Origin of the sequence: Nocardioides panzhihuensis, assembly GCF_013408335.1 — a bacterium.
In the GTDB taxonomy this organism is placed as follows: Bacteria; Actinomycetota; Actinomycetes; order Propionibacteriales; family Nocardioidaceae; genus Nocardioides; species Nocardioides panzhihuensis.
Window position 1 is genome coordinate 5,356,831 of record NZ_JACBZR010000001.1, and the last position, 23,425, is coordinate 5,380,255.

Sequence of the window (23,425 nt, forward strand, 5' to 3'; positions counted from 1 at the left end):
AGTCTTGGCGTTCGTGACCCTTCCCACCACCATCATCACCGAGCGGCTCGCGCTGCCGTTGTGGACCCGCACCGACGTCGAGGCCATCCGTGATCCGAACGGCGGGCTCGGCCGGCCGCAGGGCTGGCACCCGCAGTTCCCGCGCGAGGACGACCAGGACGCGGCGACGATGTGGGTGGAGGGTGACCTGTGGAGCGCCCGCTACATCGTGCGCAACAGCACCGTGCTCGGCTCGATCGGCTTCTTCGGGCCACCTGAAGCCGCCCCGGACGGCACCCCGGAGGCCGAGGTCGGCTACGGCCTGGTCGAAGAGGCCCGTGGCTGGGGGTTCGCGACCGAGGCGCTCAAGGGTCTCCTGGCATGCGCGGACGGGGAGGGCGTACGCATCCGGGCCTCGGTCGAGCCCGCCAACACCGCCAGCCTCCGGGTGCTCGCCAAGTGCGGCTTCATCGACCTCCGCGGCGCCGACGAGGACGGGCATCTGGTGATGGCCAGGCCGGTCCCCGGTGGCAGAATGGAAGAATGAGTACGCCGAAGCTCGTCGCCACCGACCTGGACGGGACCCTGGTCAGAGCAGACGGCTCGGTCTCCGACTTCACCCGTGATGTGCTCGTGAAGCTCGAGGAGATCGGCGTACCGGTCATCTTCGTGACCGGCAGGCCGCTGCGCTGGACCCGCGTGCTCTTCGAGCACATCGGCAGCGTCGGGCTGGCGATCGTGTCGAACGGCGCACTGGTCTGGGACGTCGCCACCGATCAGCCCCGGCTCACCCGGTTGATCGAGCCGTCCCTGACCGCCGAGGTGGCGGCGGCGCTGAAGGCGAACGTACCCGGGCTCGTCTTCGCGACGGAGTCGCTCGAGGGATGGTCGTGCGAGCCCGCGTTCACGTCCCATTTCTCCGACGCGCTCCGGCCCGCCCGGCGGGTCGCGCCGATCGAGGAGCTCGCCGACGAGCCGCTGATCAAGCTGCTCGGCCGCCGTCACGACGACGATGACGCCGACGAGCTGCTGGCGGCTGCGGTGGCCGTCGTCGGTGACCGGGTCAACGTGACCCACTCGTCGTTCCCGCTGCTCGAGATCAGCGCTCCCGGGGTCACCAAGGCCTCCACGCTGGAGCTGGTCTGCACCGAGCTCGGCATCTCCGCAGCCGACGTGATCGCCTTCGGAGACATGCCCAACGACCTGCCGATGCTGACCTGGGCCGGGAGGTCGTACGCCATGGCGGACGCCCACCCGAGCGTCACCGCGTGTGCCTCCCACGTCGCTCCCGGGCACGAGGACGACGGTGTCGCGCGGGTCCTGGCTGGAGTCTTCGGCCTGTGACTGGTTTGATCGTCGCCATGCGCCGCGTCCCCCCGTTTCTCGCAGCCGTCGCAATGGTCGCCCTGGCGATCGTCACGATGAGTCCTGCCCCCGCGACGGCAGAGCCCGTGACTGCCCCCGCGAAGTGCCCCGCGTTCGTGCTCAGCGACGCGGTCGAGGAGCCGATGGTCTTCCACGCGCGGGTGACCGGGGCCGGCAAGGCCACCAAGAAGGGCGGCCCGGTGGTCTACCCGGTGACCGTCGTGAAGGCGCTCAAGGGCGTCACCGGCGGCAGCAACCTCAAGGTCGCGCTCAACCCCGGTGTCTGCCAGAAGAAGTCGCTCACGGCCTACGAGGACTACTACTTCTTTGTCCAGAAGAAGGGCGACACGATCCTCGCCGCCGGGACCCAGCCCCGCGTCGAGGAGTACTCCGACAAGCTCCAGGCCGAGATCGCCAAGGAGTTCCCCGAGGTGATCGCTCCCGAGCCTCAGCAGGTGAGCTTCAGCGAGCCCGCGTCCCCTGAGGGCCAGCAGCTCGTCAAGGTGGCCGCGCCGGGCTTCGTGCTCGTCGGCGTGGGCCTGCTCGGCCTGCTCATCGTGCAGATTCTGGGGCGGCGGAAGACCGCATAGTCTCCTCGGGCGTCCACCCCGGAGGCCGGAAGGCGTAGCTCAGCTTGAGGCGCCAGCCGTCGGCGCTGCGTACGTCGTTCCAGAGCTCGCGGAACGCCCCGTACTCGAGGCGGATCAGGTTGTAGGTGTCGACCTTGTAGGTCAGGCCGTACGTCGGGCGCTGGCGCTCGGGCTGGAAGGTGCCGAAGAGCCGGTCCCAGACGATCAGGATCCCGGCGTAGTTCTTGTCCAGGTATTCCGGATCGGAGCCGTGGTGGACGCGGTGGTGCGACGGTGTGTTGAGCACGAGCTCCAGCGGCCTCCAGAGCTTGCCGATCGTCTCGGTGTGCACGAAGAACTGGTAGACCAGGTTGATCGAGAAGGCGATGTAGATCGCCGCCGGGGAGATGCCGAGGAACGGCAGCGGCAGGAAGAAGAAGAACTCGAACCATGGGTTCCACTTCTGCCGCAGCGCGGTCGCGAAGGTCATGTACTCGCTCGAGTGGTGCGCCTGGTGCGCCGCCCAGCCGACCCTGGTCCGGTGCACGAACCGATGGTTCCAGTAGTAGGCGAGGTCGACGACCAGGACCGAGATCGCCACGCCCCACCACGTGCCCGGGATCTGCCACAGCGAGGCGTAGGCGAAGATCGCCGCATAGATCCCGAAGGCCAGCACCTTGAACACGGTCATCGACACGATCGACCCGAGGCCCATCAGGACCGAGGTGCGTGCGTCCTTGAAGACGTAGCCGGCCAGGTTGTCGTCGTGGTCGAGCCATTTCAGCGCAGCCAGCTCGATGAGGATCGCGATCACGAAGAACGGGATCGCGTACGTCAGCGGGTTCTTCATCGGGTCGAGAATGTCGTTCATGGGGAGACCTCCAGAGATATGACCTTGGAGTAAGTTACCTCAGGGTCATATGCCGTCGCTAGACTTCTGGGCATGTCACGGGCCAACGCAGGAACCAAGGGCGTCCCACGCGCCGACCGCGAGCTGCAGATCGTCCGAGCTGCCTGCGAGGTCTTCGGCACCGTGGGGTTCGCCAAGGCGTCCGTCGCCGGGATCGCCGCCGATGCCGGCATCTCGAAGCCGCTGGTCTATCAGTACTTCGGCTCCAAGGAGGGTCTCTTCCTGGCCAGCTTCAACTACGGCGCCGAGACCCTCGCCGCCGAGATGGAGCGGGTCGCCGCCGATGACTCGGTCGGCCTCGAGCGGGGCCTGCGCACGCTCGACGGTCTCTTCCGGACGCTCGAACCGCAGCCGTGGTTGTGGCGGCTCCTCTTCGACCCGTCAGCGCCAGACGATGGGGAGGTCGCGGCCGCTCGCGCCGTCTACACCGACCGGATCACCCGCCTCGCCGTCGAGGGGGTGGGCGAGCTGATGAGGCTCGTGGGCGACGACGACCCCCTCGACGCCTCCGCGCTGACCGCCGTCTGGATGAGCGCCGTCGACGCGCTGATCACCTGGTGGCTCGACCACCCGCAGGTGACGCCGACTCAGATGACGGAGCGGTGTCATCGACTCATCGCGGCGCTCTCCGGAGCCGCACTGCCCGCGCATCTCACGGCAGATCTCGGCGCCGGCTGAGGCGCGACGAGGTACGACGGGGAGTTCTGCAGGGGCTACGCGTCGGTAACCCCTGCAGAACTCCCCGTCGTACATTCGGTCCGCCGCCGGCGGTTGCCAGTAGCCTTCGCCGCGTGAGTATCGGCAGAGACCTGCAGTCCGCGATCTTCCGCAAGGGCCTGTTCGGCCACCGACCGGTGGTGCCGACCGAGCCGTCGGCACTCGCCGAGGCGGCCCAGAAGGCGATGAGCGAAGAGGCGTGGGCCTACGTCGCCGGCGGGGCCGGCCAGCAGCGCACCGTCGCCGCCAACACGGCGGCCTTCGACCACTTCCGGCTCGTGCCCCGCATGCTCGCCAACGTCGAGACCCGCGACCTGCACACCACCCTGTTCGGGGTGGACATGCCGGCGCCGATGATGCTGGGACCGGTCGGCGTGCTCGAGCTAGCCCATCCCCGCGCCGAGCACGAGGTCGCCGCCGCGGCTCGCGCGACCGGCGTCCCGATGATGATCTCCACCCAGGCGTCCGTCCCGATGGAGGAGGTCGCCGAGGACCTCGGCGACACCCCTCGGCTCTACCAGCTCTACTGGTCGAAGGACGAGTCGATCGTCGAGTCCTTCGTACGCCGCGCCGAGGCCATCGGCTCCGACGCGCTGGTCGTCACGCTCGACACGCACATGCTGGGGTGGCGTACGCGCGACCTCGATCTGGGTTACCTGCCCTTCGCGCGCGGCCTCGGGATCGCTCAGTACACCTCCGACCCGGCCTTCCGGGCGCTCGTCGAGCAGCGGATCGCGTCGGGTCCCAGGGCGAGCGTGCGGCCGGGGCTGCGCGAGCTCCCCTCGGCGCTGTCGGCGGTCGCCTCGATGGCCCAGCATCACCCCGGCAGGCTCGTCGACAACCTGCGCTCCGGCCACGCCCGTGCCGCGGTCGAGACCTTCCTCGACGTCTTCTCCCGATCCGACCTGATCTGGGACGACCTGGACCGGCTGCGCGAGATGACCGACCTGCCGATCGTGCTGAAGGGGATCCAGGCGCCCTCGGATGCGCGTCGCGCGCTCGAGCACGGCGTCGAGGGGATCATCGTCTCCAACCACGGCGGCCGACAGGTCGACGGCGCCATCGCCTCGATCGACGCCCTGCCGAGCATCGTCGACGAGATCGCCGGGCGGATCCCGGTGCTCTTCGACTCCGGCATCCGTTCCGGCGCCGACATCCTCAAAGCGCTCGCGCTGGGTGCCGACGCCGTCCTCCTCGGCCGCCCCTACGTCTACGGTCTCGCCCTGGCCGGCGCCGCAGGTGTCCAGGCCGTCCTGGAGCACATGATCGCCGAGCTCGACCTCTCCCTCGGCCTGGTCGGCTGCCGCTCGGTCGACGAGGTCAGCCGCGAGCTCCTCGGCTGAAGGAACCAGAGGCGCACAACCAAGTTCATACTTTATGAGGGGGCGCGATCCGAGCACCCCGCTTACGATGCAAGTGATGAACCCGCAATCCCCGCCAGACATCGTCGTGATCGGCGGTTCCAACATGGATCTCCATGCTCGGGCGCACGAGCAGGTGGTGATGGGTTCGAGCATGTCCGGATCTGCGGGGATCTCGCCCGGCGGTGTCGGCCGCAACGTGGCGGAGAACCTCGCCCGGCTCGGTGACTCGGTGGCGCTCGTCTCGGTCGTCGGCGACGACCCGATCGGCGACGAGGTGATCAGCTACACCGAGGATGTCGGCGTCGACTGCACCTACGTCCGGCGCCGGGCAGACGTACGCACTGGCACCTACAACGCCGTGCTCGACTCCTCGGGCGAGCTGGTGGTGGCGGTGGCCGACATGGCGGCGACCGACGAGTTCTCCCCGCTGGTCGTGGAGGCGGCCCGTGACCTGATCAAGGGCGCTCGCGGTGTGCTCGTCGAGGGCAACATCCCGGTCCGCACGGCCGACATGGCGATCGACCTCGCCCGCGAGTTCGGCGTGCAGGTCGGTTTCGACCCGGTCTCGGTGCCGAAGGCGAAGCGGGCGCGTGAGCTGATCCGCGCCGATCGTGAGCTCTATCTGGTCACGCCCAACCAGGCCGAGCTGGCCGCGCTGACCGACCTGCCTGCCGGCACCGACGCGGAGATCGAGAAGGCCGTCCACTCCCTGCACGACCGCGGCGTCGGCGTCGTCTGGGTCCGTCTGGGCGCCCGCGGTTCGGTGATCAGCTACAACGACGTCTACCAGGAGCTTCCCGCCATGCCGACGGATGTCGTCGACGTCACCGGCGCCGGCGACGCGATGCTCGCCGCCTTCACCCACGAGCTGCTCCGCGACATCGACCTGGTCCAGGCGGCGCGGTTCGGGCATGCCGCCGCCGCGCTCACCTGCGGCACCAACGACACCGTCAGGATGGATCTCAGCGAGAGCCTCGTCAGAGATTGCGCAGCAGGCGGCCCTGTCCGCGCAATCTCTGAGGGGCTGGCGTGAAGGTCCGGCTCACCGAGGAGGTCGAGGCGGCGCTCGCCGAGGACCGCCCGGTCGTCGCACTGGAGTCGACGATCATCAGCCACGGAATGCCCTACCCCGACAACGTCAAGATGGCCACCGAGGTCGAGCAGATCGTGCGTGACAACGGGGCCGTCCCGGCCACGATCGCGCTCCTCGACGGCATCCCGCGCGCGGGCCTGACCCCGGACGACCTGGAGATCCTCGCCTCCGACCCCGAGGTGACCAAGGTCAGCGTGCGCGACCTTCCCTACGTCGTCGCCCGCGGTCTCCACGGCGCGACGACGGTCGCGGCCACCATGCGCCTGGCGGCCATGGCCGGGATCAGGACGTTCGTGACCGGTGGGCTCGGCGGCGTACACCGGGGCGCCGCTACGTCCTTCGACATCTCCGCCGACCTGACCGAGCTCGCCCGCACCCGGGTCGCGGTGGTGAGTGCCGGCGTGAAGTCGATCCTCGACATCGGCCTGACGTTGGAGACCCTGGAGACCTACGGGGTGCCCGTCCTGGTCAACGGCAGCGACGAGTTCCCGGCCTTCTACTCCCGCAGCTCCGGTTTCGCAGCGCCGCTGCGGATCGATGGACCGGACGTGGCGGCCGCCGTCATGAAGGCCACCTGGGGCCTCGACCTCCCCAGCGGCCTGGTCATCGCCAACCCGGTCCCGGTCGGCGACGAGATCCCGGCCGAGGTGATCGGGGCGCACATCGATCGGGCCCTCGCAGATGCCGAGGAACGCGACGTCCGCGGCAAGGACATCACCCCGTTCCTGCTGGCCCGGATCGTCGAGCTGACCGGCGGCGACTCGCTGGCGACCAACATCGCGCTGGTGCGTGACAACGCAGCCTTCGGCGCCAGGATGGCCGCGTCGTACGCTCACCATGCCGCGTTGTGACGAACGCTCACCGCTCGTTCACCCCGGAGACACCGTGATCGGCCTAACGTCTCGTTTGATTGTGCGTTGATCCTCCCGTGACCGATTGCCCCCACATTGGCCCGACCGCGACGGCCCCTTCCTGGCGCACCGCGTTCGCGGTCATCGCCACGGACGGCCCCCCGGTCGACACGCTCACGATGGCGGCGGTGCGCTGATGTACACCCCTTTAGACTCCGTTTGCGTGGGGGTATTCAGGAGGAAGGGCAAGCCGAGGCTCCTCAGCGTCGTCGTGCCGGTCTACAACGTGGCCGACTACGTCGCCGACAGCCTCGACAGCATCCTGCGCCAGCCCCTGCGTGAGGTCCGCGCCATCGAGGTCGTCGTCGTCGACGACGGCTCGACGGACGGGTCCGCCGAGATCGTCAAGGGCATCTCCGCGAACGACCCCCGGGTCAGGCTGATCACCCAGCCCAACTCCGGCGTCTCCATCGCCCGTCGTGCCGGGATCGAGGCCGCCACCGGTGACCTGCTCACCTTCGTCGACCCAGACGACATCCTGCCCCGCGACGCCTGGACCACGATGCTGCGGTCGCTGCGGCGTACGGGCTCCGATTTCGCGGTCGGCGCCGCCGAACGAGTGAGCGTCGTCGACGGCGAGGAGCGGAGGTACGTCACCCCGCTGATGCGCCGCAACCATTCCCGGACGCGCCTCAAGTGCCGGATCGAGGATGCGCCGCTGATGCTCGCGGACGTGTTCGTCTGGAACAAGATCTTCCGGCGCTCCTTCTGGACCGACAACGACATCACCTTCCCCGAGCGCACCCGCTACCAGGACCAGGTGGCGCTGACACAGGCGTTCCTGGCAGCCCGGAGCTTCGACGTCCTCACCGACGTCGTCTACGACTGGCGGGTCCGGAACGACCTGTCCTCCGCCACCCAGAAGCGGGCCCAGATCGCCAACCTGGTCGAGCGGATCACCACCAAGCGCCAGACCGTGGAGCTGGTGGCGGCCACCGGCTCCGAGGAGCTGATGCGGACGCTGCGCACCGAGATCCTCCCGATCGACATGTGGGAGCACTTCCGGGCTGCGGTCGACCCCGCCACCGAGAACCCCGACCGCTACTGGTCGCTGCTTCGCGAGGCCGTCCTCGAGCTCTGGTACGACGCCGGCGTCCCCTTCGAGGAGACCACCGTCCCGCGTGGCCAGCGGCTGATGGCCTGGCTGGTCGCGCGAGACCGTCGCGACGACCTCGCCGACCTCATCGAGATGATCGACGAGCGGGGCCCTGCCAGGACGATCGAGGCGTTCGCCGCCGCCGAGGACCTGCCGGTCGGGCTCTGAGGCCGACAGCCCCGCGGCTGACGCAAGAAACCCCAGGTCGTATCGGAAGGCCCCGGCCCCAGGGACCAAAGACCTGCGATAGACCCGGATGCGTGGCGAATTGGGCGATTCTCGTTGCACGGGTGTTGCCGGAGGGGCAAGGTGTGGGCACCCCACGTCATTGCTTCGAGGAGCCCACTGAATGCCCAGCGTCCAGCTGTCGGCCGGTCCGATCGATTTCGAGGATACCGGCGGTGACGGCCCTGTCCTAGTGCTCCTTCACGGAGTGCCGATGGACGGCCGTCTGTGGCGTCGCGCGATGCCTCATCTCGCCGGGTTCCGGGTGATCCGGCCGACGCTGCCGCTCGGCGGCCATCGCAAGCCGATGAACCCCGACGCGGACCTCAGCCAGCAGGGTGTGGCGAGCATCCTCGGCGACTTCCTCGACGCGCTCGACCTCCACGACGTCACCCTGGTCCTCAACGACTGGGGTGGCGGCCAGTTCCTCATCAACGCCGACCGCACCGACCGCATCGCGCGGCTGGCACTGGTGGCGTGCGAGGCCTTCGACAACTACCCGCCGAAGGCGGCCAGGCCGCTGGCTGTGCTGTCGAAGATCCCGCCGCTGTTCACCGCCGGGCTGCAGTTGCTCCGGATGCGAAGCTTCCGGCAGGCGAGCTCGGGATATGGCGGGATGTCGGTCGACAAGGACTACCACCTCTACGACGACCTCGTTCACGGCTGGTTCGCGCCGGCGCTGACCGACAAGGCGATCCGCCGCGATTTCATGAAGTTCGCCGGCGGAGCGCCCTCGCGCGACGAGCTGCTCGAGCTGGCCGAGGGTCAGCAGAAGTTCACCAAGCCCGTGCTCGTGGTCTGGGCCGACCAGGACACGATGATGCCCGCCGAACACGGTCCCCGGCTCGCCGGTCACTACCCCGACGCGCGGCTGGTGATCGTCGAGGACTCCTCGACGCTGGTGCCGATCGACCAGCCGGAGGTGCTCGCGGGCCTACTTCGGGCCTTCGTGGTCTGACACAGCGTCGTCGGGAGCGGCCCGGTTGATCCGGTAGGCGAGGAAGCTCGGGGCCAGTAGCGCGCACAGCGCGATCCCGAGCAGGTTCAACAGACCACCTCCGGTGGTCGCGATCGCGGTGCCGACGACGGCTGCGGCACCGCCGTGCAGGACGTCGGCGACCCGAGGGCCGCCCGCGACGACGACCGTGAAGACGCCCTGCAGCCGGCCGCGTACGTTGTCGTCCGCTGCTGTTTGGAGCATCGACATCCGGATGGCCGCGGAGGCCACGTCGGCGGCGCCGGCGACCATCATGAAGAGCACGCCGAGCCCCAGCATGAGGGCCGGGAGGTGGTCGGCGAACGCGACAGTGAGCCCGAACAGGGTGATCCCCAGAGCCCACACGGCGATGCACCACATGACCACACGCCCCTGGGCCTCGATCCGGGAGACCCAACCGGAGAAGATCCCGCCGATCACCGCGCCGGCCGGAATGGCGGCGAAGAGCAAGGCGAAGGCGATCCCGCCCTCCGAGGGGCCGCCGAAGGACTCGTGCGCGATCTGCGGGAACAGCGCCCGCGGCATCGCGAAGACCATCGCGATCAGGTCGACCACGAAGCTCATCAGCAAGACAGGCTGGTGACGCAGATAGGCGAAGCCGTCCCAGACCGAACGCAGCCCCGGGACCCTGGCGCCGGCACCCTCCACCGGCAGCTTCGGCAGCAGGACGACCGCGTAGAGGGTCACGAAGAGGGTGACGGTGTCGATGGCGTACAACCAGGTGAACCCGGTGAACGGCAGCATCACGCCGGCGACCAGCGGGCCCGCGATCGCGCCCGCCTGGAAGACGGTCATCTGCAGCGAGTTGGCGGCCGGAAGCAGATGGACGGGCAGGATCTTGGGCAGCAGCGCCGACCGGGTCGGCTGGTTGACCGCGAAGAACGCCTGCTGCACCGAGAACAGGCACAGCAGCAGCCACACGTTGGTGTTGCCGAGCGCGGACTGGAGCCAGAAGAGCCCGCTGGTGACGATCAGCCCGATCGTCGAGACCATCAGGATCGTACGGCGGTCGAAGTGGTCCGCGAGCGCCCCACCGTAGAGACCGAAGACGATCAGCGGGACCAGACCGAAGACACCGGTGAGGCCGACGTACGCCGAGGAGCCGGTGTCGGCGTAGATCTGGGCCGGCACCGCGACGACGGTCAGCTGCGCGCCGATCATGGTGACGATCCCGGCGAACCACAGGCGCCGGAAGTGCGGATCCTGCAGCGGACGGGTGTCGGCGACGACACCCTTGAGCCGTGCGGCGATGGTCATTCTGCTCCGGTGGTCGTGCCTGTCGAGAACCACCAAATAGTAAAGACCTGAATTTCTCTGGAGAAATTCGGGCCAGGGGTGTCGGATCGGGGTGTAGACGTTCGTAGCAAGGGTGAGAGGCGGTCACCGAGGCCGCCCAACACAAAGGAGTGAACACCATGGCCAAGTACCTGATGTCCGTCTGGGGTCCCGACTCGGACTACGAGAAGGAGCACTACGGCTACGCCTCGCAGGAGGAGATGATGTCCTCGTTCGAGGCGACCGGAAAGTTCAACGACAAGCTCCAGCAGGAGGGCTACTTCGTCTTCGCCGACGGTCTCGATGCCGCGAAGACCTCGACCGTCGTCGACGGCCAGGGCGAGAAGCCGGTCATCACCGACGGCCCCTACGCAGAGGCCAAGGAGTACATGGCCGGCTTCTGGATCATCGACGTCCCCGATCTCGACGTCGCGCTCAAGCTTGCCGCCGAGGCCTCTGCCGCGTGCCTCGGCAAGGTCGAGGTGCGCCCGATGCAGACCGGCCCCGAGGCGGCCTGAGTCATGGGGAAATATCTGCTGTCCGTCTTCGGTACCGAGGCCGAGCTCGACGACGAGTTCTACGGCCTCAGCTCGGCCGAGGAGCTGCAGCAGTCCCACGCGGACGTCGGGACGCTGACCGAGAAGCTCACAAAGAACGGCTGGTTCGTCTACGCCGATGGTCTCGGCCACCCGCGCACCGCGACCGTCATCGATGCCCTGGGGGAGTCCCCCGTCCACACCGACGGCCCCTACACAGAGGCCAAAGAGCACCTCGCGGGCTTCTGGGTCATCGACGTGCCCGACAGGCATACCGCGCTCAGCGTCGCCGAGGAGGCGTCGGCGGCATGCAGGGGAAGGCTCGAGCTGCGTCCGATCGACGCAGAGATCGGGGCGTGAGGCGCCGTTGATCGACGTTGCAGAGGCGATCACCCGCGCCCACCAAGAGGAGTGGGCACGGGTGGTCGCCAGTCTCGCCAGACGCTTCGGTGACCTCGACATCGCCGAGGAGGCCGCGGCCGAGGCGTTCACGGTCGCTGTCGAGCGCTGGCCGCTCGATGGCGTCCCACCCAACCCTGGCGCCTGGCTCACCACCACCGCCAACCGCCGCGCGATCGACCGGATCCGCCGCGAGTCCAAACGTGACGACAAGCAGAAGGAGGCCGTCGCGATGCACGATGACACCCCGCACGAGCCTCTCGGCGCCATCGAGGACGATCGGCTCCGGCTGCTCTTCACCTGCTGCCACCCCGCGCTCGCGCCCGAGGCGCGGATCGCGCTGACGCTGCGTATGGTCGGCGGCCTGACCGTGCCCGAGATCTCCAAGGCGTTCCTGGTCCAGGAGACCACGATGGGCCAGCGGATCACCCGCGCGAAGAACAAGATCAAGGCCGCCCACATCCCTTACCGGGTCCCGGAAGAGACCGATCTCCCAGAGCGGGTCACGGGCGTCCTGGCCGTCCTCTTCCTGGTCTTCAACGAGGGTTACCTCTCCTCGGGTGGCCACGAGAACGCCGTACGCGGCGACCTGACCGGCGAGGCCATCCGGCTGACCCGCCTCGTCCGTGCCCTCATCCCTGAGGATGGTGAGGTCGCCGGGCTGCTGGCCCTGATGCTGCTGATCGAGGCGCGGCGTACGGCTCGGGTCTCGGCCACCGGCGAGCTGGTCCGGCTAGACGAGCAGGACCGCGGCGCCTGGGATCTCGCGCTGATCGCCGAGGGCCATGCGCTGGTGCGTGAACGGCTCGCCGTCGTCGCGAACGGCGGTCCACGACCAGGGCGCTACCAGATCCTGGCCGCCATCAACGCCGTCCACACCTCGGTGAGAGATGCCCGTGACACCGACTGGTCCCAGATCGTCGCGCTCTATGACCAGATGCTCCGCGTCGACGCCTCGCCGATCGTCCGGCTCAACCGCGCGATCGCGATCGCGGAGCTGGACGGCCCCGAGGTCGCGCTCGCCGAGATCGACCGGCACCTGGGACCCAGCCTGGACGAATACCACGCCCTGCACGCCACCAGGGCCGACCTGCTGCGCCGGCTGGGCCGCAGCGGAGAGTCCCGCGCGGCGTACGACCGGGCTCTCGAGCTCGCCGAGAACTCCGCCGAGGTGGCGCTGCTGACCAGGCGCAGGGATCAGCTCGGACCCAGCTGAACGCAAGAGAGGCGGTCACCCGGATCGCCGAGTAGACGAGGAGACGAAACCGAATGCCCGAGTTCATGATCGCTTTCAACGACGAATGGGTCTCCGAGCACACGATGGACCAGCTGCGCACGAAGCGCGATGCGTCCCTGGCGGTGCTCGACGAGATGAAGGCCGCTGGGATCTTCCTCTACAGCAACGGCGGGATCGACGCCTCGACCGCCATCTTCAGCGTCGAGGCCGACAACGGCGAGCCGGTCTTCACCGACGGCCCGTATGTCGAGACCAAGGAGCACCTCGGCGGCTTCTGCGTCATCGACGTCCCCGACGAGGCCGCGGCCCGCTACTGGGCTGGCCGGTTGGCCGTCGCGCTCGACTGGCCGCAGGAGGTCCACCGGTTCCCGGAGATGTTCAGCTGGGAGTGAGCCCTGCGCCTGGAACGCTTCGCTGGATCTCGGCGGCGAAGCGTTCCAGGTCGTGGCAGGCTAGCCGCATGAGTACGCCTGAGCCGCTTGCCCTGCCCGAGACCGACGCCGCGGAGGGCTGGGTCAAGGAGCGTACGTCGACGACGCTGGCTCACGTGCGGGAGCTGGCCGAGCAGCTGCGGACTGCGCCGCCGAGCCAGGCGATCGAGGTGCTGAAGGCCTGGGACCAGCTCTCCCTCGAGCTCGGCTCTCTCGCCGGGCTGGCCGGTCTGCTCTCCAACGTGCACCCCGTCGAGGCGGTCCGCACCGCCTGCGAGGACACCGAGGTCGAGGTCGACCGCCTGCGCACCGAGCTCACCCAGGACAAAGCGCTCTACGACGTCTTCGCCCAGCTGTCGGCACAGTTCTCCGCCGGCCAGACCGACGCGCTCGACCCGCTCGCCGCCAGGCTCCTGGAGAAGACCTTGCAGGACTTCACCCGCGCGGGCGTCGACCGCGACGACGCCACCCGTGCCCGGCTCACCGAGATCAACGAACGGCTCACCGAGCTCAGCCTCGAGTTCTCCCGCGTGACCAGGGACGACGTACGCATCACCACAGCCACGTCCGAACAGCTGGACGGGATGCCCGCCGACTGGCTGGAGGCGCACCCGGTCAACGACAAGGGGCTCGTCGAGATCACCACCGACTATCCGGACGCCCTCCCGGCGCGGATGTTCGCGAAGGACCCCTCGGTCCGTCGCGCCGTCACTGTCGCAGGCCTCGAGCGCGGCTGGCCGCACAACGACAAGGTCTTGAAGGAGATGTTCGAGCTGCGCCACGAGCTGGCCACCTCGGTCGGTTACGACGACTGGCCAGCCTTCGACGCCGCAGTGAAGATGATCGGCGACGGACCGGCGATCCCGGAGTTCATCGACAAGATCGCCGGCGCCTCCGAGGGGCGGATGAAGCGTGACCTCGAGGTGCTCCTCGACCGCTACAACCGGGACGTCCCGGGAGCCAGTGCCGTCTCGTCGGCCGACGTCCTCTTCTACGAGGAGCTGGTGCGCCAGGAGAAGTACGACGTCGACAGCCAGGTGGTGCGTACGTTCTTCGACTTCGCGAAAGTGCACCAGGGGCTGCTGGACGTCACCGGACGCCTCTTCGGGCTGCGCTATGAACCGGTCTCCGACGTCGTCACCTGGCACGAGGACGTCAGCGTCTTCGACGTCTTTTTGCAGGACAGCAACGAGCGCCTCGGCCGGATCTATCTCGACCTCCACCCCCGCGAGGGCAAGTACAAGCACGCCGCGCAGTTCGACCTCGCCCCCGGCGTGAACGGCCGGCAGTTGCCCGAGGGCGTGCTGGTCTGCAACTTCTCCCGCGGACTGATGGAGCACGACCACGTCGTGACCCTCTTCCACGAGTTCGGCCACCTGATCCACCACGTCCTCGGTGGGCAGGGCGAGTGGGCGCGGTTCTCCGGGGTCGCGACGGAGTGGGACTTCGTCGAGGCGCCCAGCCAGATGCTCGAGGAGTGGGCCTGGGACGCGGACGTGCTGCGGACCTTCGCCACCGACGAGACCGGCGAGCCGATCCCGGCCGACCTGGTCGGGCGGATGCGGGCGGCCGACGACTTCGGCAAGGGCTACCACGCCCGGCAGCAGATGTTCTACGCCGCGATCTCCTACTGGTTCCACAAGGAGCAGCCCGACGACCTGACCAGGCGTCTCCAGGAGCTCCAGGCGGCGTACTCGCCCTATCCCTATATCGAGGGCACCCACTTCTTCGCCAACTTCGGACACCTGGGCGGCTACTCCTCGGCCTACTACACCTATATGTGGTCGCTGGTGATCGCCAAGGACCTGTTCAGCGCCTTCGACCGGGACAACCTGTTCGACCCCGAGGTGGCCGGTCGATACCGCGACCTGGTGCTCGCCCGCGGGGGCGAGAAGGACGCCGCCGACTTGGTCGCCGACTTCCTTGGACGACCGTATTCCTTCGATGCGTACGCGGCCTGGTTGGTCTCTTAGGCAACGTTTCGCCGCGTTCGACGCAGGCGCCGCGAGATTGTAAATGATTTGCTTATTTGCGTCTGATGGAGCGCCAGACTTGCGTCGGCGTCACATCTGGACGAACGTCTCTGGAAGCAGAGGTGCCTGTTGCGTGCATCACTCGGGCTGCTCGTCGATCTCAGGCACCTTCTCCGAACCCTATTGAGGGGAGAGACAAATGGATGCCGTGAAAGACATCGACTGGGTGAGTCTCGGTGGCAAGGTGGCCGCCGCGATTGTCATCCTCCTGGTCACCTGGATCATCGCGAAGATCGTCGCGTGGGCGTTCGCGAAGCTGACCTCGAAGATCCCGTTCCTCCAGAAGGCTGGAAGCGACGGGGACACCATCGGCAAGAGCCTCGGCTCCGTGGCCGCGCTATTGGTGTGGCTCTTCGGTCTGATCGCACTGCTCGACCTGTTCCAGCTCACCGCTGTGCTGGACCCGATCAAGAGCCTGCTCGACGGCGTGCTGGGCTTCCTGCCCAACCTGATCGGCGCGGTCTTCGTCTTCATCATCGGTGCGCTCGTCGCCAAGGTCGTCCGTCAGCTCGTCGAGACCGCGCTCGGTGCGGTCCCGTTCGACAAGTGGCTCGGCAGCGGCAGCAAGCTCTCCGGCCAGGTTGACAAGACGGTCGGCGTGAACGCCGCCGCGGACCCGCGCGACGCGTCGGCTCCGCAGTCGGGCGCAGCCGCGCAGATCGTTAAGGTCATCGGTCTCGTGCTCTACGCGATCATCATGATCGTGGTGGCCATCGCTGCTCTGCAGATTCTCGGGATCAGCTCGATCTCGCGGCCTGCCGAGCTCATGCTCGCCATGATCCTCGCCGCGATCCCGAAGATCATCGCTGCCGCGATCCTGCTCGGTATCGGTGTGGTCATCGCCCGCTTCGCCGCCGACGTCCTCGGTCAGATCATCGACGGGCTCGGCTTCGACCGGGCGCTCCACTCCATGGACGTGCTGCCGCAGGGTCAGAGCGCGACCCCGATCGTCACCAAGGTGATCCAGATCGGCATCGTGCTCTTCTTCGCCGTGATGGCGGCGCAGATGCTGGAGTTCCCGCAGATCACGAGGTTCATCGCCGAGGTTCTCGAGCTCGGTGGACGGGTCGTCTTCGGCGGCGCGATCATCGCTGCCGGTGTCCTGATCGCCTCGGTGCTCGCGAAGATCGTGCCGGGATCGGTCTCGCAGATCCTGAAGTACGCCACGATCGTGCTGTTCGTCGCGATCGGCCTGAGCTTCATGGGTCTGGCCGACTCCATCATCAACCTCGGCTTCGGTGCCGTGGTCGTCGGTGGCGCCGCCGCCGCGGCGCTCGCCTTCGGCCTGGGTGGTCGCGACGCTGCTGCCAAGCAGCTGGAGCGGCTCCAGTCCAGCGGTGGCGGGAGCTCGTCGACCAGCCCGACGACGCCGACGACCCCGCCGACGACTCCACCGCCGCCCCAGACGCCCGGCGTCTGATCGCAGCGAGGACCGTCAGGGTCTGACTCAGGGAGCCCCCGGCCCGTACTTCGGTGCAGCCGGGGGCTCTCTTCTATTTGCCTTGAACGACGGCGAGGAGCGGCGTAAGATCACGATATATCGCGAAGGAACGCGACCTAGTCTTCTGAGAGAGAGAACCCAATGACGTACAACAACAGCAACCCTTGGGGTGAGTGGATCGACCAGATGGGTCGAGAGTTCGGCAAGGGCGGCGGCCCACGCCGCTCACATGGCTGGCAGGGTGGCCCTGGTTGGGGCGGAGCAGGATGGGGCGGCCCCCAGGGCCGCGGTCGGGGACCCGCCGGCCCGCCGCCGTGGATCACGGCGCTGCTCGGCTTCGACAACCAGCCCCCGCAGCGGCCCGGCCCCCGCGTCCGTCGAGGCGACGTACGCTCCGCGATCATCTACGTGATGGCCGAGGCGGCCGAGCAGGCCCAGGTGATCAACGGCTACCAGGTGATCCAGCAGATCTCCGAGCGCAGCTCGGGTGAGTGGCGCCCGAGCCCCGGCTCGGTCTACCCGACCATCCAGCAGCTCGAGGACGAGGGCCTTGTCGAGTCCGACGACGAGCACGGTCGCCGGGCGATCCGGCTCACCGCCACCGGCAAGACCTACGCCGCCGAGCACCGCGACGAGCTGGCCGCCGTGTGGAAGCCGTTCGACAAGGCCGTGGACAACGCTCGCGAGCAGAGCCGTGGCGGTCGTGGCGGGCAGGGGATGGGCGACCTCGCCGGCTTCGGGATCCTCGGCGGCGAGCTCGCCCAGGTGCTCCCGGCCGTGTGGCAGCTCGCCACCTCCGGCACCGACCCGCAGCGCCAGGCTGCAGCGGACATCCTCGCCGACACCCGGCGCAAGCTCTACGGCCTCCTGGCCGCCGGCGACGACGAGACCGTACCCAGTGAGGGCAGAGTGACAGCCGAGCAGATCGACGAGGTCGAGGAGACCGACGACGGCGAGCCCGGCTCCGCGCCCAAGGCCTGACCCACCGAGTCGGCGCATCTGTCCCAGCAACTTGGGACCGATGCGCCGACTCGACGCGATTTCGCGGGACATTCACGCCCGCGCGGCGCGTACTGTGCCTGGGGTGAGCGAGATCCTGATCAACGTGCGCGGATCGCACAGCGTCGAAGTGCCGCCGGAGGTCGGGGTGGTGCACGCGGAGGTGCGGTTCGCCGGGGCCTCGCCGGAGGTCGTGATGGATCGGCTACGGCAGGGGGTGGCGAGGGTGCGCGAGAGGCTGCAGCGGCTCGAGAGCGACGGCGTCGTCGGCCGATTCGTCATCCAGCAGGCGCGCACGTCTGTCGACCGGGATGGTCCCAAGGGCCGCGATCGAATGGCGGTGGTGCATCGCGCCACGGTCTGGTTCCGGGCGGAGTTCGTCGACTTCGAGGAGCTGGGCGCGTGGGTCGGCCGGAGCGCCACCGAGGAGGGCGTCCAGGTGCGCGAGGTGTCCTGGCGGCTGACCAAGGAGAGCCAGCTGAACGCCGAGCGTGGCGTACGCCAGGAGGCGGTCCGCCAGGCCAAGGTGCGCGCGCAGGACTACGCGGACGCGCTCGACCTCGGTCCGGTCTCCGTGCGCAGCATCAACGATGTCGGCTTCCACCAGGACGTCGCGTACGCCTCGATGGCCGTCGGCCCAGAGATGGATCTGGCGCCAGATCTGGCCTTCGACCCCGACGACATCACGGTCCACGCCGAGGTGGAGGCGGCGTTCGCGGTCGGTTCCTAGCCGACCCGCTCAGAGCGCGTCGAGGTGTTCGGCAATGTGGCGGTGGCCGACGGTCTCATGGCCGACGATGGTGACGACCGGCGCCAGGACGACGACGACGAGACACCAGGCCACCGGCACGCCCGCGATCGCCATCACGACGCTGGCGACCAGCACGGCCGCGGTGAGGCCGATCAGCAGCAGGTGGAACGGGTCGACGACGCGCATGAACAGGGTGTAGAGGAGATAGAGGACCAGGGCGTACGACCCGACGGGAATCGCGACGGCGAGGACCGTGCCGACCTCGCTGAGCTCGGAGTGGTGCTCGAGCAGGTAGGCGGCCACGTGCAGGCCGGCGCCGGTGGCGGCGATCGAGGCGAAGACCAGGATGTGCATGTAGCCCCACAGGAACGAGCGGTCGCGGCGCCGCTCGAGCATGGTGGCCCACGGGATCGTGAAGTAGGTCCACCACTGGCCGAAGGTCAGGCCGATGCCGGCGGCGAGCAGAAGGATCGCGCCGAGGCTCCAGCCCAGCTCCGGCTCGTTGACGATCGCCGACATCACCGCGACGGTGCCGATCACGCCCTCGCCGAGGGTGATGATCGTCAGCAGGCCGTAGCGCTCGGCGATGTGGTCGGCGTGCCAGGGGGTGCCGCCGAAGCGACGCTCGGCCAGAAAGGGGCCGGTCAGCTCGATCACCATCGGCACGAGCATCGCCGCGAACGCGACCGGCACGCTGAGCGGAAGCACCGCGATCACGCACCAGAACACCTGTGCGACGAGGATGGTGGCGAGGTAGACCTGGTGCGCACCGCGCCGTGCCGGATCCTGACGCCATGCGCGCAGCCACTGGCCGCACAGCGCGACCCGCATCACGACGTACCCGGCGATCACGATCTCGTTGTGGAGACGGTCGCCGCCGTGGATGCTCTCGAAGAGCGTCGGCAGGCCGAGAGCCATGATGATCACGCCCACCATCTGCACCATCGTCAGCAGCCGGAACGCCCAGTCGTCGGTGTCGTAGGCCGAGGCCATCCAGGAGTAGTTGATCCAGGCCCAGCAGATCGCGAACGACGCGAAGGAGAACGCCGCGATCCCCGCCGCGATGTGCCCCTCCGCGAGCTGATGGGCGAGCTCGCTGCCGCTCACTCCGAAGGCCACGACGAAGGTGAGGTCGAAGAGCAGCTCCAGAGGCGTCGCGCTCCGATGCTCCTCGCGCGGGTCGCGTCCGGTCATCTGTCGCAGGCTGCTGGTTGAGTTCACCCTGGTGAGGATAGGACGTGGTACGGGTGGTCCGCCGGACGTCGGGCTACTTGGCGATCGCGCCGAGATGGACGTCGAGGCTCTCGGCCGAGAGCAGGTGGTTGATGACCACGGCGGCGCAGCCGACCATGCCGGTGGAGTCGGCGTGGGTGGAGGGGACGAAGGTCAGGTCGCGGGTGGCCAGGGCGGTCGACCGGGAGTAGACGGTCTCGCGTACGCCTGCGGTGTAGAGGTCGAAGGCACCGGCCATGTCGCCGCCGATGACGACGACCTCGGGGTTGAGCAGGTTGATCGCGATCGCCAGCACCTCGCCGAGCTGCCGCCCGGCCTCGCGCAGCAGACCCCGGGCGATGGCGTCGCCGGCGAGGGCCGCCGCGACGAGATCACGGATGTGGCCGGCGGAGACGCCGGAGTCGACCAGGCCCTGGGTCAGGGCCCAGCCCGCCGCGACCGTCTCCAGGCAGCCGGTCGCGCCGCAGCGGCAGGGGCGATCGCCGGCGGACTCGACCCGAGTGTGGCCGATCTCGCCGACGGCACCGGCGTGACCGCGCAGGACCCGGCCGTCGGCGATGACCGCCAGGCCGAGGCCGGTCGACGCCTTCACGACGAGCGCGTCGCGCGGGTGCAGTCCGCTGCCGAAGAGCTCGGCCGTGGCCAGCGCGTCGGTGTCGTTGACGAGCACCAGCGGGCCGTCGGTGAGCCGGTCGAAGTAGGGCGCGAGCGGGACGCCGTCCCAGCCTCGCATCACCGGTGAGTCGACCGAGACCAGGCGGACGGGGTCGACCACGCCCGGAAGGCTCATCCCGACGCCCAGAACCGGCGGCTCGATGCCCTCCAGGAGCCGCTCGAGCCGGTCGGTGACGTCGGGCATGAGGTCGTCGGCGGCGATGCCGACCTCGTGGTCACGCGTGTCGCCGGCGAGCTCGCGGCCGTCGAGGTCGAAGACGGCGAGCTGGCTCCGGGAGCGCCCGATCGCCACCGCCAGGACGACCCCGGCGTCGGCGTTGAAGCTCAGCGAGCCCGGGGGTCGGCCGCCGGTCGAGGCGAGCTCCTCCCCGGCGAGGATCAGCCCGGCCTCGACGAGGGCCGAGACCCGAGAGACCACAGCCGTACGCGACAGCCCGGTCGTCTTCTGCAGGTCGCTGCGAGTCAGGGCGCGGCCAGAGCGCACCAGAGCGAGTACGTCGGCGGTCGTTGTGGAGTCGGGCATGGGGCGAAGCGTACGCTACTTATGTCTTTCGTGTACTAAAGGTTTACTTGTATCGATCCAAAGATCGTGTCATTGTGTGCCAAAGCACACTGCCTTTGGAGGACCTGTGACTGCCGTTGCCCCTACCGTCGCCGACGTCACCGCTCGACTCGTCGAGCGTTCCGCCGCCACCCGTGCCGACTACCTGGCCCGCATCGCAGCCGCCCGGGCGACCGGGCCGGCCCGGGGCCGACTCGCGTGCAGCAACCTGGCCCACGGCTTCGCGGCCTCCACCGCTCCGGAGAAGGCCGAGCTCAAGATGGTCAGCCCCGCGGCGAAGCCCAACGTCGCGATCGTGACCTCCTACAACGACATGCTCTCCGCGCACGCGCCGTACGAGACCTACCCGCCGCTCCTCAAGGCCGCGGTCATGCGGGCCGGCGGGCTCGCGCAGGTCGCCGGTGGCGTACCCGCGATGTGCGACGGGATCACCCAGGGCCGCGACGGCATGCAGGTCTCCCTCTTCTCCCGCGACGTGATCGCGATGTCGGCCGGGATCGCCCTCTCGCACGACATGTTCGACGCCGCGCTGATGCTCGGCGTGTGCGACAAGATCGTGCCGGGCCTGCTGATCGGCGCGCTCTCCTTCGGTCACCTGCCGACCGTCTTCGTGCCGGCCGGTCCGATGTCCTCGGGCCTCCCCAACAAGGAGAAGGCCCGAGTCCGACAGCGGTACGCAGCGGGCGAGGCGACCCGTGAGGAGCTGCTCGAGGCCGAGGCCGCGAGCTACCACTCCCGCGGCACCTGCACCTTCTACGGCACCGCCAACTCCAACCAGCTCCTGATGGAGGTGCTCGGCCTGCACCTGCCGGGCTCGTCCTTCGCCTCCCCGGACACCCTGCTGCGCGCCGCGCTCAACCGCGCCGCCGCCGAGCGTGCCACCGAGCTGGCGTTGACCGGTGGCCCGGGCGTCGGCGAGATGATCGACGAGAAGTCGATCATCAACGCCTGTGTCGCGCTGCTGGCCTCAGGTGGCTCGACCAACCACACGCTCCACCTGGTCGCCATCGCCCGCGCTGCGGGGATTCAGCTGACCTGGTCCGACATCTCCGACCTGTCGCCGGTGGTGCCGCTGCTCAGCCGGATGTACCCCAACGGCTCCGCCGACGTGAACCACTTCCATGCGGCCGGCGGCGTCAGCTTCCTGATCCGTACGCTGCTCGAGGCCGGGCTGCTCCACGAGGACGTCACCACGATCCTCGGTCGGGGACTGTCGACCTACACCCAGGAGATGCGACTCACCAGCGACGGCGGCGAGGTCGAGCTGGTCGAGGGTGCCCCGGTGTCCGGTGATCTCGACGTGTTGCGCCCGGCCGACGACCCGTTCTCGCCCGACGGCGGCCTGCGGATGCTGACCGGCGAGCTCGGCACCGCGGTCATCAAGACCTCGGCGGTCGCGCCTGAGCACCGGCTGGTCTCCGCACCGGCGATGGTCTTCGACGACCAGGCCGACTTCCTCGCCGCCTTCTCCGAGGGTCGCCTCGATGGTCGCGACTTCGTCGCGGTGCTGCGCTACCAGGGCCCCGCGGCCAACGGGATGCCGGAGCTGCACAAGCTGACCCCGGCTCTCGGAGTGATGCAGGACCGCGGCCAAAAGGTCGCCATCGTCACCGACGGCCGGATGTCCGGGGCGTCGGGGAAGGTGCCCGCCGCCATCCACCTCACTCCCGAGGCCGCGCTCGGCGGACCGCTCGCCCGCGTGCTGGACGGTGACCTGATCACCGTGGACGCCGATTCCGGCGCCCTGACCATCGCGGTCGACCCCGACGAGTTCGCGCACCGCCCGACGACCGGCCGGGCGCCGCTCGACGCCGAGTGGCGCGGCACCGGACGCGAGCTCTTCGGCGCCTTCCGTGCCACTGTGGGTCCGGCCGACACCGGCGCGTCCGTCTTCGCCTTCGCCTCCGTCCAGCAGAGCCCGTCCTCACAGGAGAGCCCCGTCCATGTCTGACCTCACGTCCACCGACCTGCTCGACCTCTCCCCGGTGATCCCGGTCGTCGTCATCGAGACCCTCGACCAGGCGGTGCCCGTGGCCCGCGCCCTCGCCGAGGGCGGTGTGCCCCTGGTCGAGCTGACCCTGCGTACGCCGGTGGCGCTCGACGCCATCCGGGCCATCGCCGCCGAGGCGCCCGAGGTCGTGATCGGTGCCGGCACGGTGACCACTCCCGAGCTCGCGAAGGAGGCAGCCGCCGCCGGGGCCCAGTTCCTGGTCTCGCCGGGAGCCACGCCCACGCTGCTCGGCGCCATGCGCGACACCGGCCTGCCGTTCCTGCCCGGCACCGCCACCGTCTCCGAGGCCCTCGCGGTGCTCGAGACCGGTCACACCGCGATGAAGTTCTTCCCTGCCGAGGCCTCTGGCGGCGTGAAGTTCCTGGGGTCGCTGGCGTCGGTGCTGCCCGACGTACGTTTCTGCCCCACCGGTGGCATCTCGCTCGCCACCGCCCCCAGCTACCTCAGCCTCCACAACGTCGGCTGCGTCGGTGGCTCCTGGCTCACGCCCGCCGAGGCGCTCGCCTCCGGCGACTGGGACCGCGTGACCGCGCTGGCAGCAGCCACCGCCGCGCTCCGCTGACCCGAACCCCGCCGAGTCGGCGCGTTCGAACGCGCCGACTCGGCGGGGTCTTCG

The 23,425-nt window shown here is 69.0% G+C and carries 23 protein-coding genes; 19 read left to right on the forward strand and 4 right to left on the reverse strand.

Annotated features, from left to right (window positions below; all coding sequences use genetic code 11):
* Positions 1-13 precede the first annotated feature (13 nt).
* The 3 genes from BJ988_RS25405 to BJ988_RS25415 are packed head-to-tail and all read left to right on the forward strand — an operon-like array spanning position 14 to position 1,934.
* Positions 14-526 carry a GNAT family N-acetyltransferase gene (locus BJ988_RS25405; protein ID WP_179660629.1) on the forward strand — a complete coding sequence of 171 codons (513 nt, stop codon included), beginning with the start codon at positions 14-16 and terminating at the stop codon, positions 524-526.
* Entirely contained in the window at positions 523-1,323 is an 801-nt protein-coding gene (locus BJ988_RS25410) for an HAD family hydrolase (protein ID WP_179660630.1), read from the forward strand. Before BJ988_RS25405 ends, BJ988_RS25410 begins: the two co-directional genes overlap by 4 nt.
* Positions 1,320-1,934, forward strand: coding sequence for a hypothetical protein (locus BJ988_RS25415; protein WP_179660631.1), 615 nt, complete (start codon positions 1,320-1,322; stop codon positions 1,932-1,934). Before BJ988_RS25410 ends, BJ988_RS25415 begins: the two co-directional genes overlap by 4 nt.
* Here the strand turns inward: BJ988_RS25415 and BJ988_RS25420 are convergent.
* Entirely contained in the window at positions 1,897-2,784 is an 888-nt protein-coding gene (locus BJ988_RS25420) for a sterol desaturase family protein (protein ID WP_179660632.1), read from the reverse strand. The genes BJ988_RS25415 and BJ988_RS25420 overlap by 38 nt on opposite strands.
* 72 nt (positions 2,785-2,856) lie before the next feature.
* Between BJ988_RS25420 and BJ988_RS25425 the strand changes: the two genes are divergently transcribed.
* The 6 genes from BJ988_RS25425 (at position 2,857) to BJ988_RS25450 (ending at position 9,187) form a co-directional block, all read left to right on the forward strand.
* Positions 2,857-3,501 carry a TetR/AcrR family transcriptional regulator gene (locus BJ988_RS25425; RefSeq protein ID WP_179660633.1) on the forward strand — a complete coding sequence of 215 codons (645 nt, stop codon included), beginning with the start codon at positions 2,857-2,859 and terminating at the stop codon, positions 3,499-3,501.
* Between the two features lie 113 nt (positions 3,502-3,614).
* Positions 3,615-4,883 carry an alpha-hydroxy-acid oxidizing protein gene (locus BJ988_RS25430; RefSeq protein WP_179660634.1) on the forward strand — a complete coding sequence of 423 codons (1,269 nt, stop codon included), beginning with the start codon at positions 3,615-3,617 and terminating at the stop codon, positions 4,881-4,883.
* Between the two features lie 76 nt (positions 4,884-4,959).
* On the forward strand, positions 4,960-5,937 hold the full coding sequence (locus tag BJ988_RS25435) for a carbohydrate kinase family protein (protein WP_246321571.1): 978 nt from the start codon (positions 4,960-4,962) through the stop codon (positions 5,935-5,937).
* Positions 5,934-6,848, forward strand: a complete 915-nt coding sequence (locus tag BJ988_RS25440) for a pseudouridine-5'-phosphate glycosidase (RefSeq protein ID WP_179660636.1) — start codon at positions 5,934-5,936, stop codon at positions 6,846-6,848. Before BJ988_RS25435 ends, BJ988_RS25440 begins: the two co-directional genes overlap by 4 nt.
* Before the next feature lie 223 nt (positions 6,849-7,071).
* Positions 7,072-8,172 carry a glycosyltransferase family 2 protein gene (locus BJ988_RS25445; protein ID WP_343051787.1) on the forward strand — a complete coding sequence of 367 codons (1,101 nt, stop codon included), beginning with the start codon at positions 7,072-7,074 and terminating at the stop codon, positions 8,170-8,172.
* A 181-nt stretch (positions 8,173-8,353) separates the two neighbouring features.
* On the forward strand, positions 8,354-9,187 hold the full coding sequence (locus tag BJ988_RS25450) for an alpha/beta fold hydrolase (RefSeq protein ID WP_179660638.1): 834 nt from the start codon (positions 8,354-8,356) through the stop codon (positions 9,185-9,187).
* Here the strand turns inward: BJ988_RS25450 and BJ988_RS25455 are convergent.
* The gene (locus BJ988_RS25455) at positions 9,164-10,483 is read right to left on the reverse strand and encodes an MFS transporter (protein ID WP_179660639.1); all 1,320 of its coding nucleotides are present in this window, start codon (positions 10,481-10,483) and stop codon (positions 9,164-9,166) included. The genes BJ988_RS25450 and BJ988_RS25455 overlap by 24 nt on opposite strands.
* Positions 10,484-10,641: 158 nt before the next feature.
* Between BJ988_RS25455 and BJ988_RS25460 the strand changes: the two genes are divergently transcribed.
* The 8 genes from BJ988_RS25460 (at position 10,642) to BJ988_RS25495 (ending at position 18,307) form a co-directional block, all read left to right on the forward strand.
* A complete protein-coding gene (locus tag BJ988_RS25460) occupies positions 10,642-11,019 on the forward strand; it encodes a YciI family protein (protein ID WP_179660640.1) in 378 nt (125 codons plus the stop codon).
* Positions 11,020-11,022: 3 nt separating this feature from the next.
* Positions 11,023-11,397 (forward strand): YciI family protein, encoded by a 375-nt coding sequence (locus tag BJ988_RS25465; protein ID WP_179660641.1) that lies wholly within the window; start codon positions 11,023-11,025, stop codon positions 11,395-11,397.
* A gap of 7 nt (positions 11,398-11,404) precedes the next feature.
* The gene (locus BJ988_RS25470; RefSeq protein ID WP_179660642.1) at positions 11,405-12,652 is read left to right on the forward strand and encodes an RNA polymerase sigma factor; all 1,248 of its coding nucleotides are present in this window, start codon (positions 11,405-11,407) and stop codon (positions 12,650-12,652) included.
* Between the two features lie 53 nt (positions 12,653-12,705).
* Entirely contained in the window at positions 12,706-13,065 is a 360-nt protein-coding gene (locus tag BJ988_RS25475) for a YciI family protein (RefSeq protein ID WP_179660643.1), read from the forward strand.
* A gap of 68 nt (positions 13,066-13,133) precedes the next feature.
* Positions 13,134-15,077 carry a M3 family metallopeptidase gene (locus BJ988_RS25480; RefSeq protein WP_179660644.1) on the forward strand — a complete coding sequence of 648 codons (1,944 nt, stop codon included), beginning with the start codon at positions 13,134-13,136 and terminating at the stop codon, positions 15,075-15,077.
* 199 nt (positions 15,078-15,276) lie between these two features.
* Positions 15,277-16,557, forward strand: a complete 1,281-nt coding sequence (locus BJ988_RS25485) for a mechanosensitive ion channel (RefSeq protein ID WP_179660645.1) — start codon at positions 15,277-15,279, stop codon at positions 16,555-16,557.
* A 162-nt stretch (positions 16,558-16,719) separates the two neighbouring features.
* Complete coding sequence (locus BJ988_RS25490) at positions 16,720-17,559, forward strand: PadR family transcriptional regulator (RefSeq protein WP_179660646.1); 840 nt, start codon at positions 16,720-16,722, stop codon at positions 17,557-17,559.
* Positions 17,560-17,662: 103 nt separating this feature from the next.
* Positions 17,663-18,307, forward strand: a complete 645-nt coding sequence (locus BJ988_RS25495; protein WP_179660647.1) for an SIMPL domain-containing protein — start codon at positions 17,663-17,665, stop codon at positions 18,305-18,307.
* 9 nt (positions 18,308-18,316) lie between these two features.
* On the opposite strand, the gene BJ988_RS25500 is transcribed toward BJ988_RS25495, so the two are convergent.
* Both BJ988_RS25500 and BJ988_RS25505 read right to left on the reverse strand, forming a co-directional pair.
* The gene (locus BJ988_RS25500; RefSeq protein ID WP_343051788.1) at positions 18,317-19,549 is read right to left on the reverse strand and encodes a low temperature requirement protein A; all 1,233 of its coding nucleotides are present in this window, start codon (positions 19,547-19,549) and stop codon (positions 18,317-18,319) included.
* Positions 19,550-19,595: 46 nt separating this feature from the next.
* Positions 19,596-20,759, reverse strand: a complete 1,164-nt coding sequence (locus BJ988_RS25505; protein WP_179660649.1) for an ROK family transcriptional regulator — start codon at positions 20,757-20,759, stop codon at positions 19,596-19,598.
* A 106-nt stretch (positions 20,760-20,865) separates the two neighbouring features.
* Here BJ988_RS25505 and edd point away from each other — a divergent pair, with 106 nt between their 5' ends.
* Together edd and eda are read left to right on the forward strand one after the other, a co-directional pair.
* Positions 20,866-22,749 carry a phosphogluconate dehydratase gene (edd, locus tag BJ988_RS25510; protein ID WP_343051789.1) on the forward strand — a complete coding sequence of 628 codons (1,884 nt, stop codon included), beginning with the start codon at positions 20,866-20,868 and terminating at the stop codon, positions 22,747-22,749.
* On the forward strand, positions 22,742-23,371 hold the full coding sequence (eda, locus tag BJ988_RS25515) for a bifunctional 4-hydroxy-2-oxoglutarate aldolase/2-dehydro-3-deoxy-phosphogluconate aldolase (RefSeq protein WP_179660651.1): 630 nt from the start codon (positions 22,742-22,744) through the stop codon (positions 23,369-23,371). The genes edd and eda overlap by 8 nt, the downstream gene beginning before the upstream one ends.
* Positions 23,372-23,425 lie beyond the last annotated feature (54 nt).

Bases quoted from the DNA above. Each gene is read 5' to 3' on its own strand.
- BJ988_RS25475 (WP_179660643.1), top strand. From the start codon at position 12,706: ATGCCCGAGTTCATGATCGCTTTCAACGACGAATGGGTCTCCGAGCAC.
- BJ988_RS25425 (WP_179660633.1), top strand. From the start codon at position 2,857: ATGTCACGGGCCAACGCAGGAACCAAGGGCGTCCCACGCGCCGACCGC.
- BJ988_RS25465 (WP_179660641.1), top strand. From the start codon at position 11,023: ATGGGGAAATATCTGCTGTCCGTCTTCGGTACCGAGGCCGAGCTCGAC.
- BJ988_RS25410 (WP_179660630.1), top strand. From the start codon at position 523: ATGAGTACGCCGAAGCTCGTCGCCACCGACCTGGACGGGACCCTGGTC.
- BJ988_RS25460 (WP_179660640.1), top strand. From the start codon at position 10,642: ATGGCCAAGTACCTGATGTCCGTCTGGGGTCCCGACTCGGACTACGAG.
- BJ988_RS25485 (WP_179660645.1), top strand. From the start codon at position 15,277: ATGGATGCCGTGAAAGACATCGACTGGGTGAGTCTCGGTGGCAAGGTG.
- BJ988_RS25505 (WP_179660649.1), bottom strand. From the start codon at position 20,759: ATGCCCGACTCCACAACGACCGCCGACGTACTCGCTCTGGTGCGCTCT.
- BJ988_RS25455 (WP_179660639.1), bottom strand. From the start codon at position 10,483: ATGACCATCGCCGCACGGCTCAAGGGTGTCGTCGCCGACACCCGTCCG.
- BJ988_RS25490 (WP_179660646.1), top strand. From the start codon at position 16,720: ATGACGTACAACAACAGCAACCCTTGGGGTGAGTGGATCGACCAGATG.
- BJ988_RS25450 (WP_179660638.1), top strand. From the start codon at position 8,354: ATGCCCAGCGTCCAGCTGTCGGCCGGTCCGATCGATTTCGAGGATACC.
- eda (WP_179660651.1), top strand. From the start codon at position 22,742: ATGTCTGACCTCACGTCCACCGACCTGCTCGACCTCTCCCCGGTGATC.
- BJ988_RS25435 (WP_246321571.1), top strand. From the start codon at position 4,960: ATGAACCCGCAATCCCCGCCAGACATCGTCGTGATCGGCGGTTCCAAC.
- BJ988_RS25420 (WP_179660632.1), bottom strand. From the start codon at position 2,784: ATGAACGACATTCTCGACCCGATGAAGAACCCGCTGACGTACGCGATC.
- BJ988_RS25480 (WP_179660644.1), top strand. From the start codon at position 13,134: ATGAGTACGCCTGAGCCGCTTGCCCTGCCCGAGACCGACGCCGCGGAG.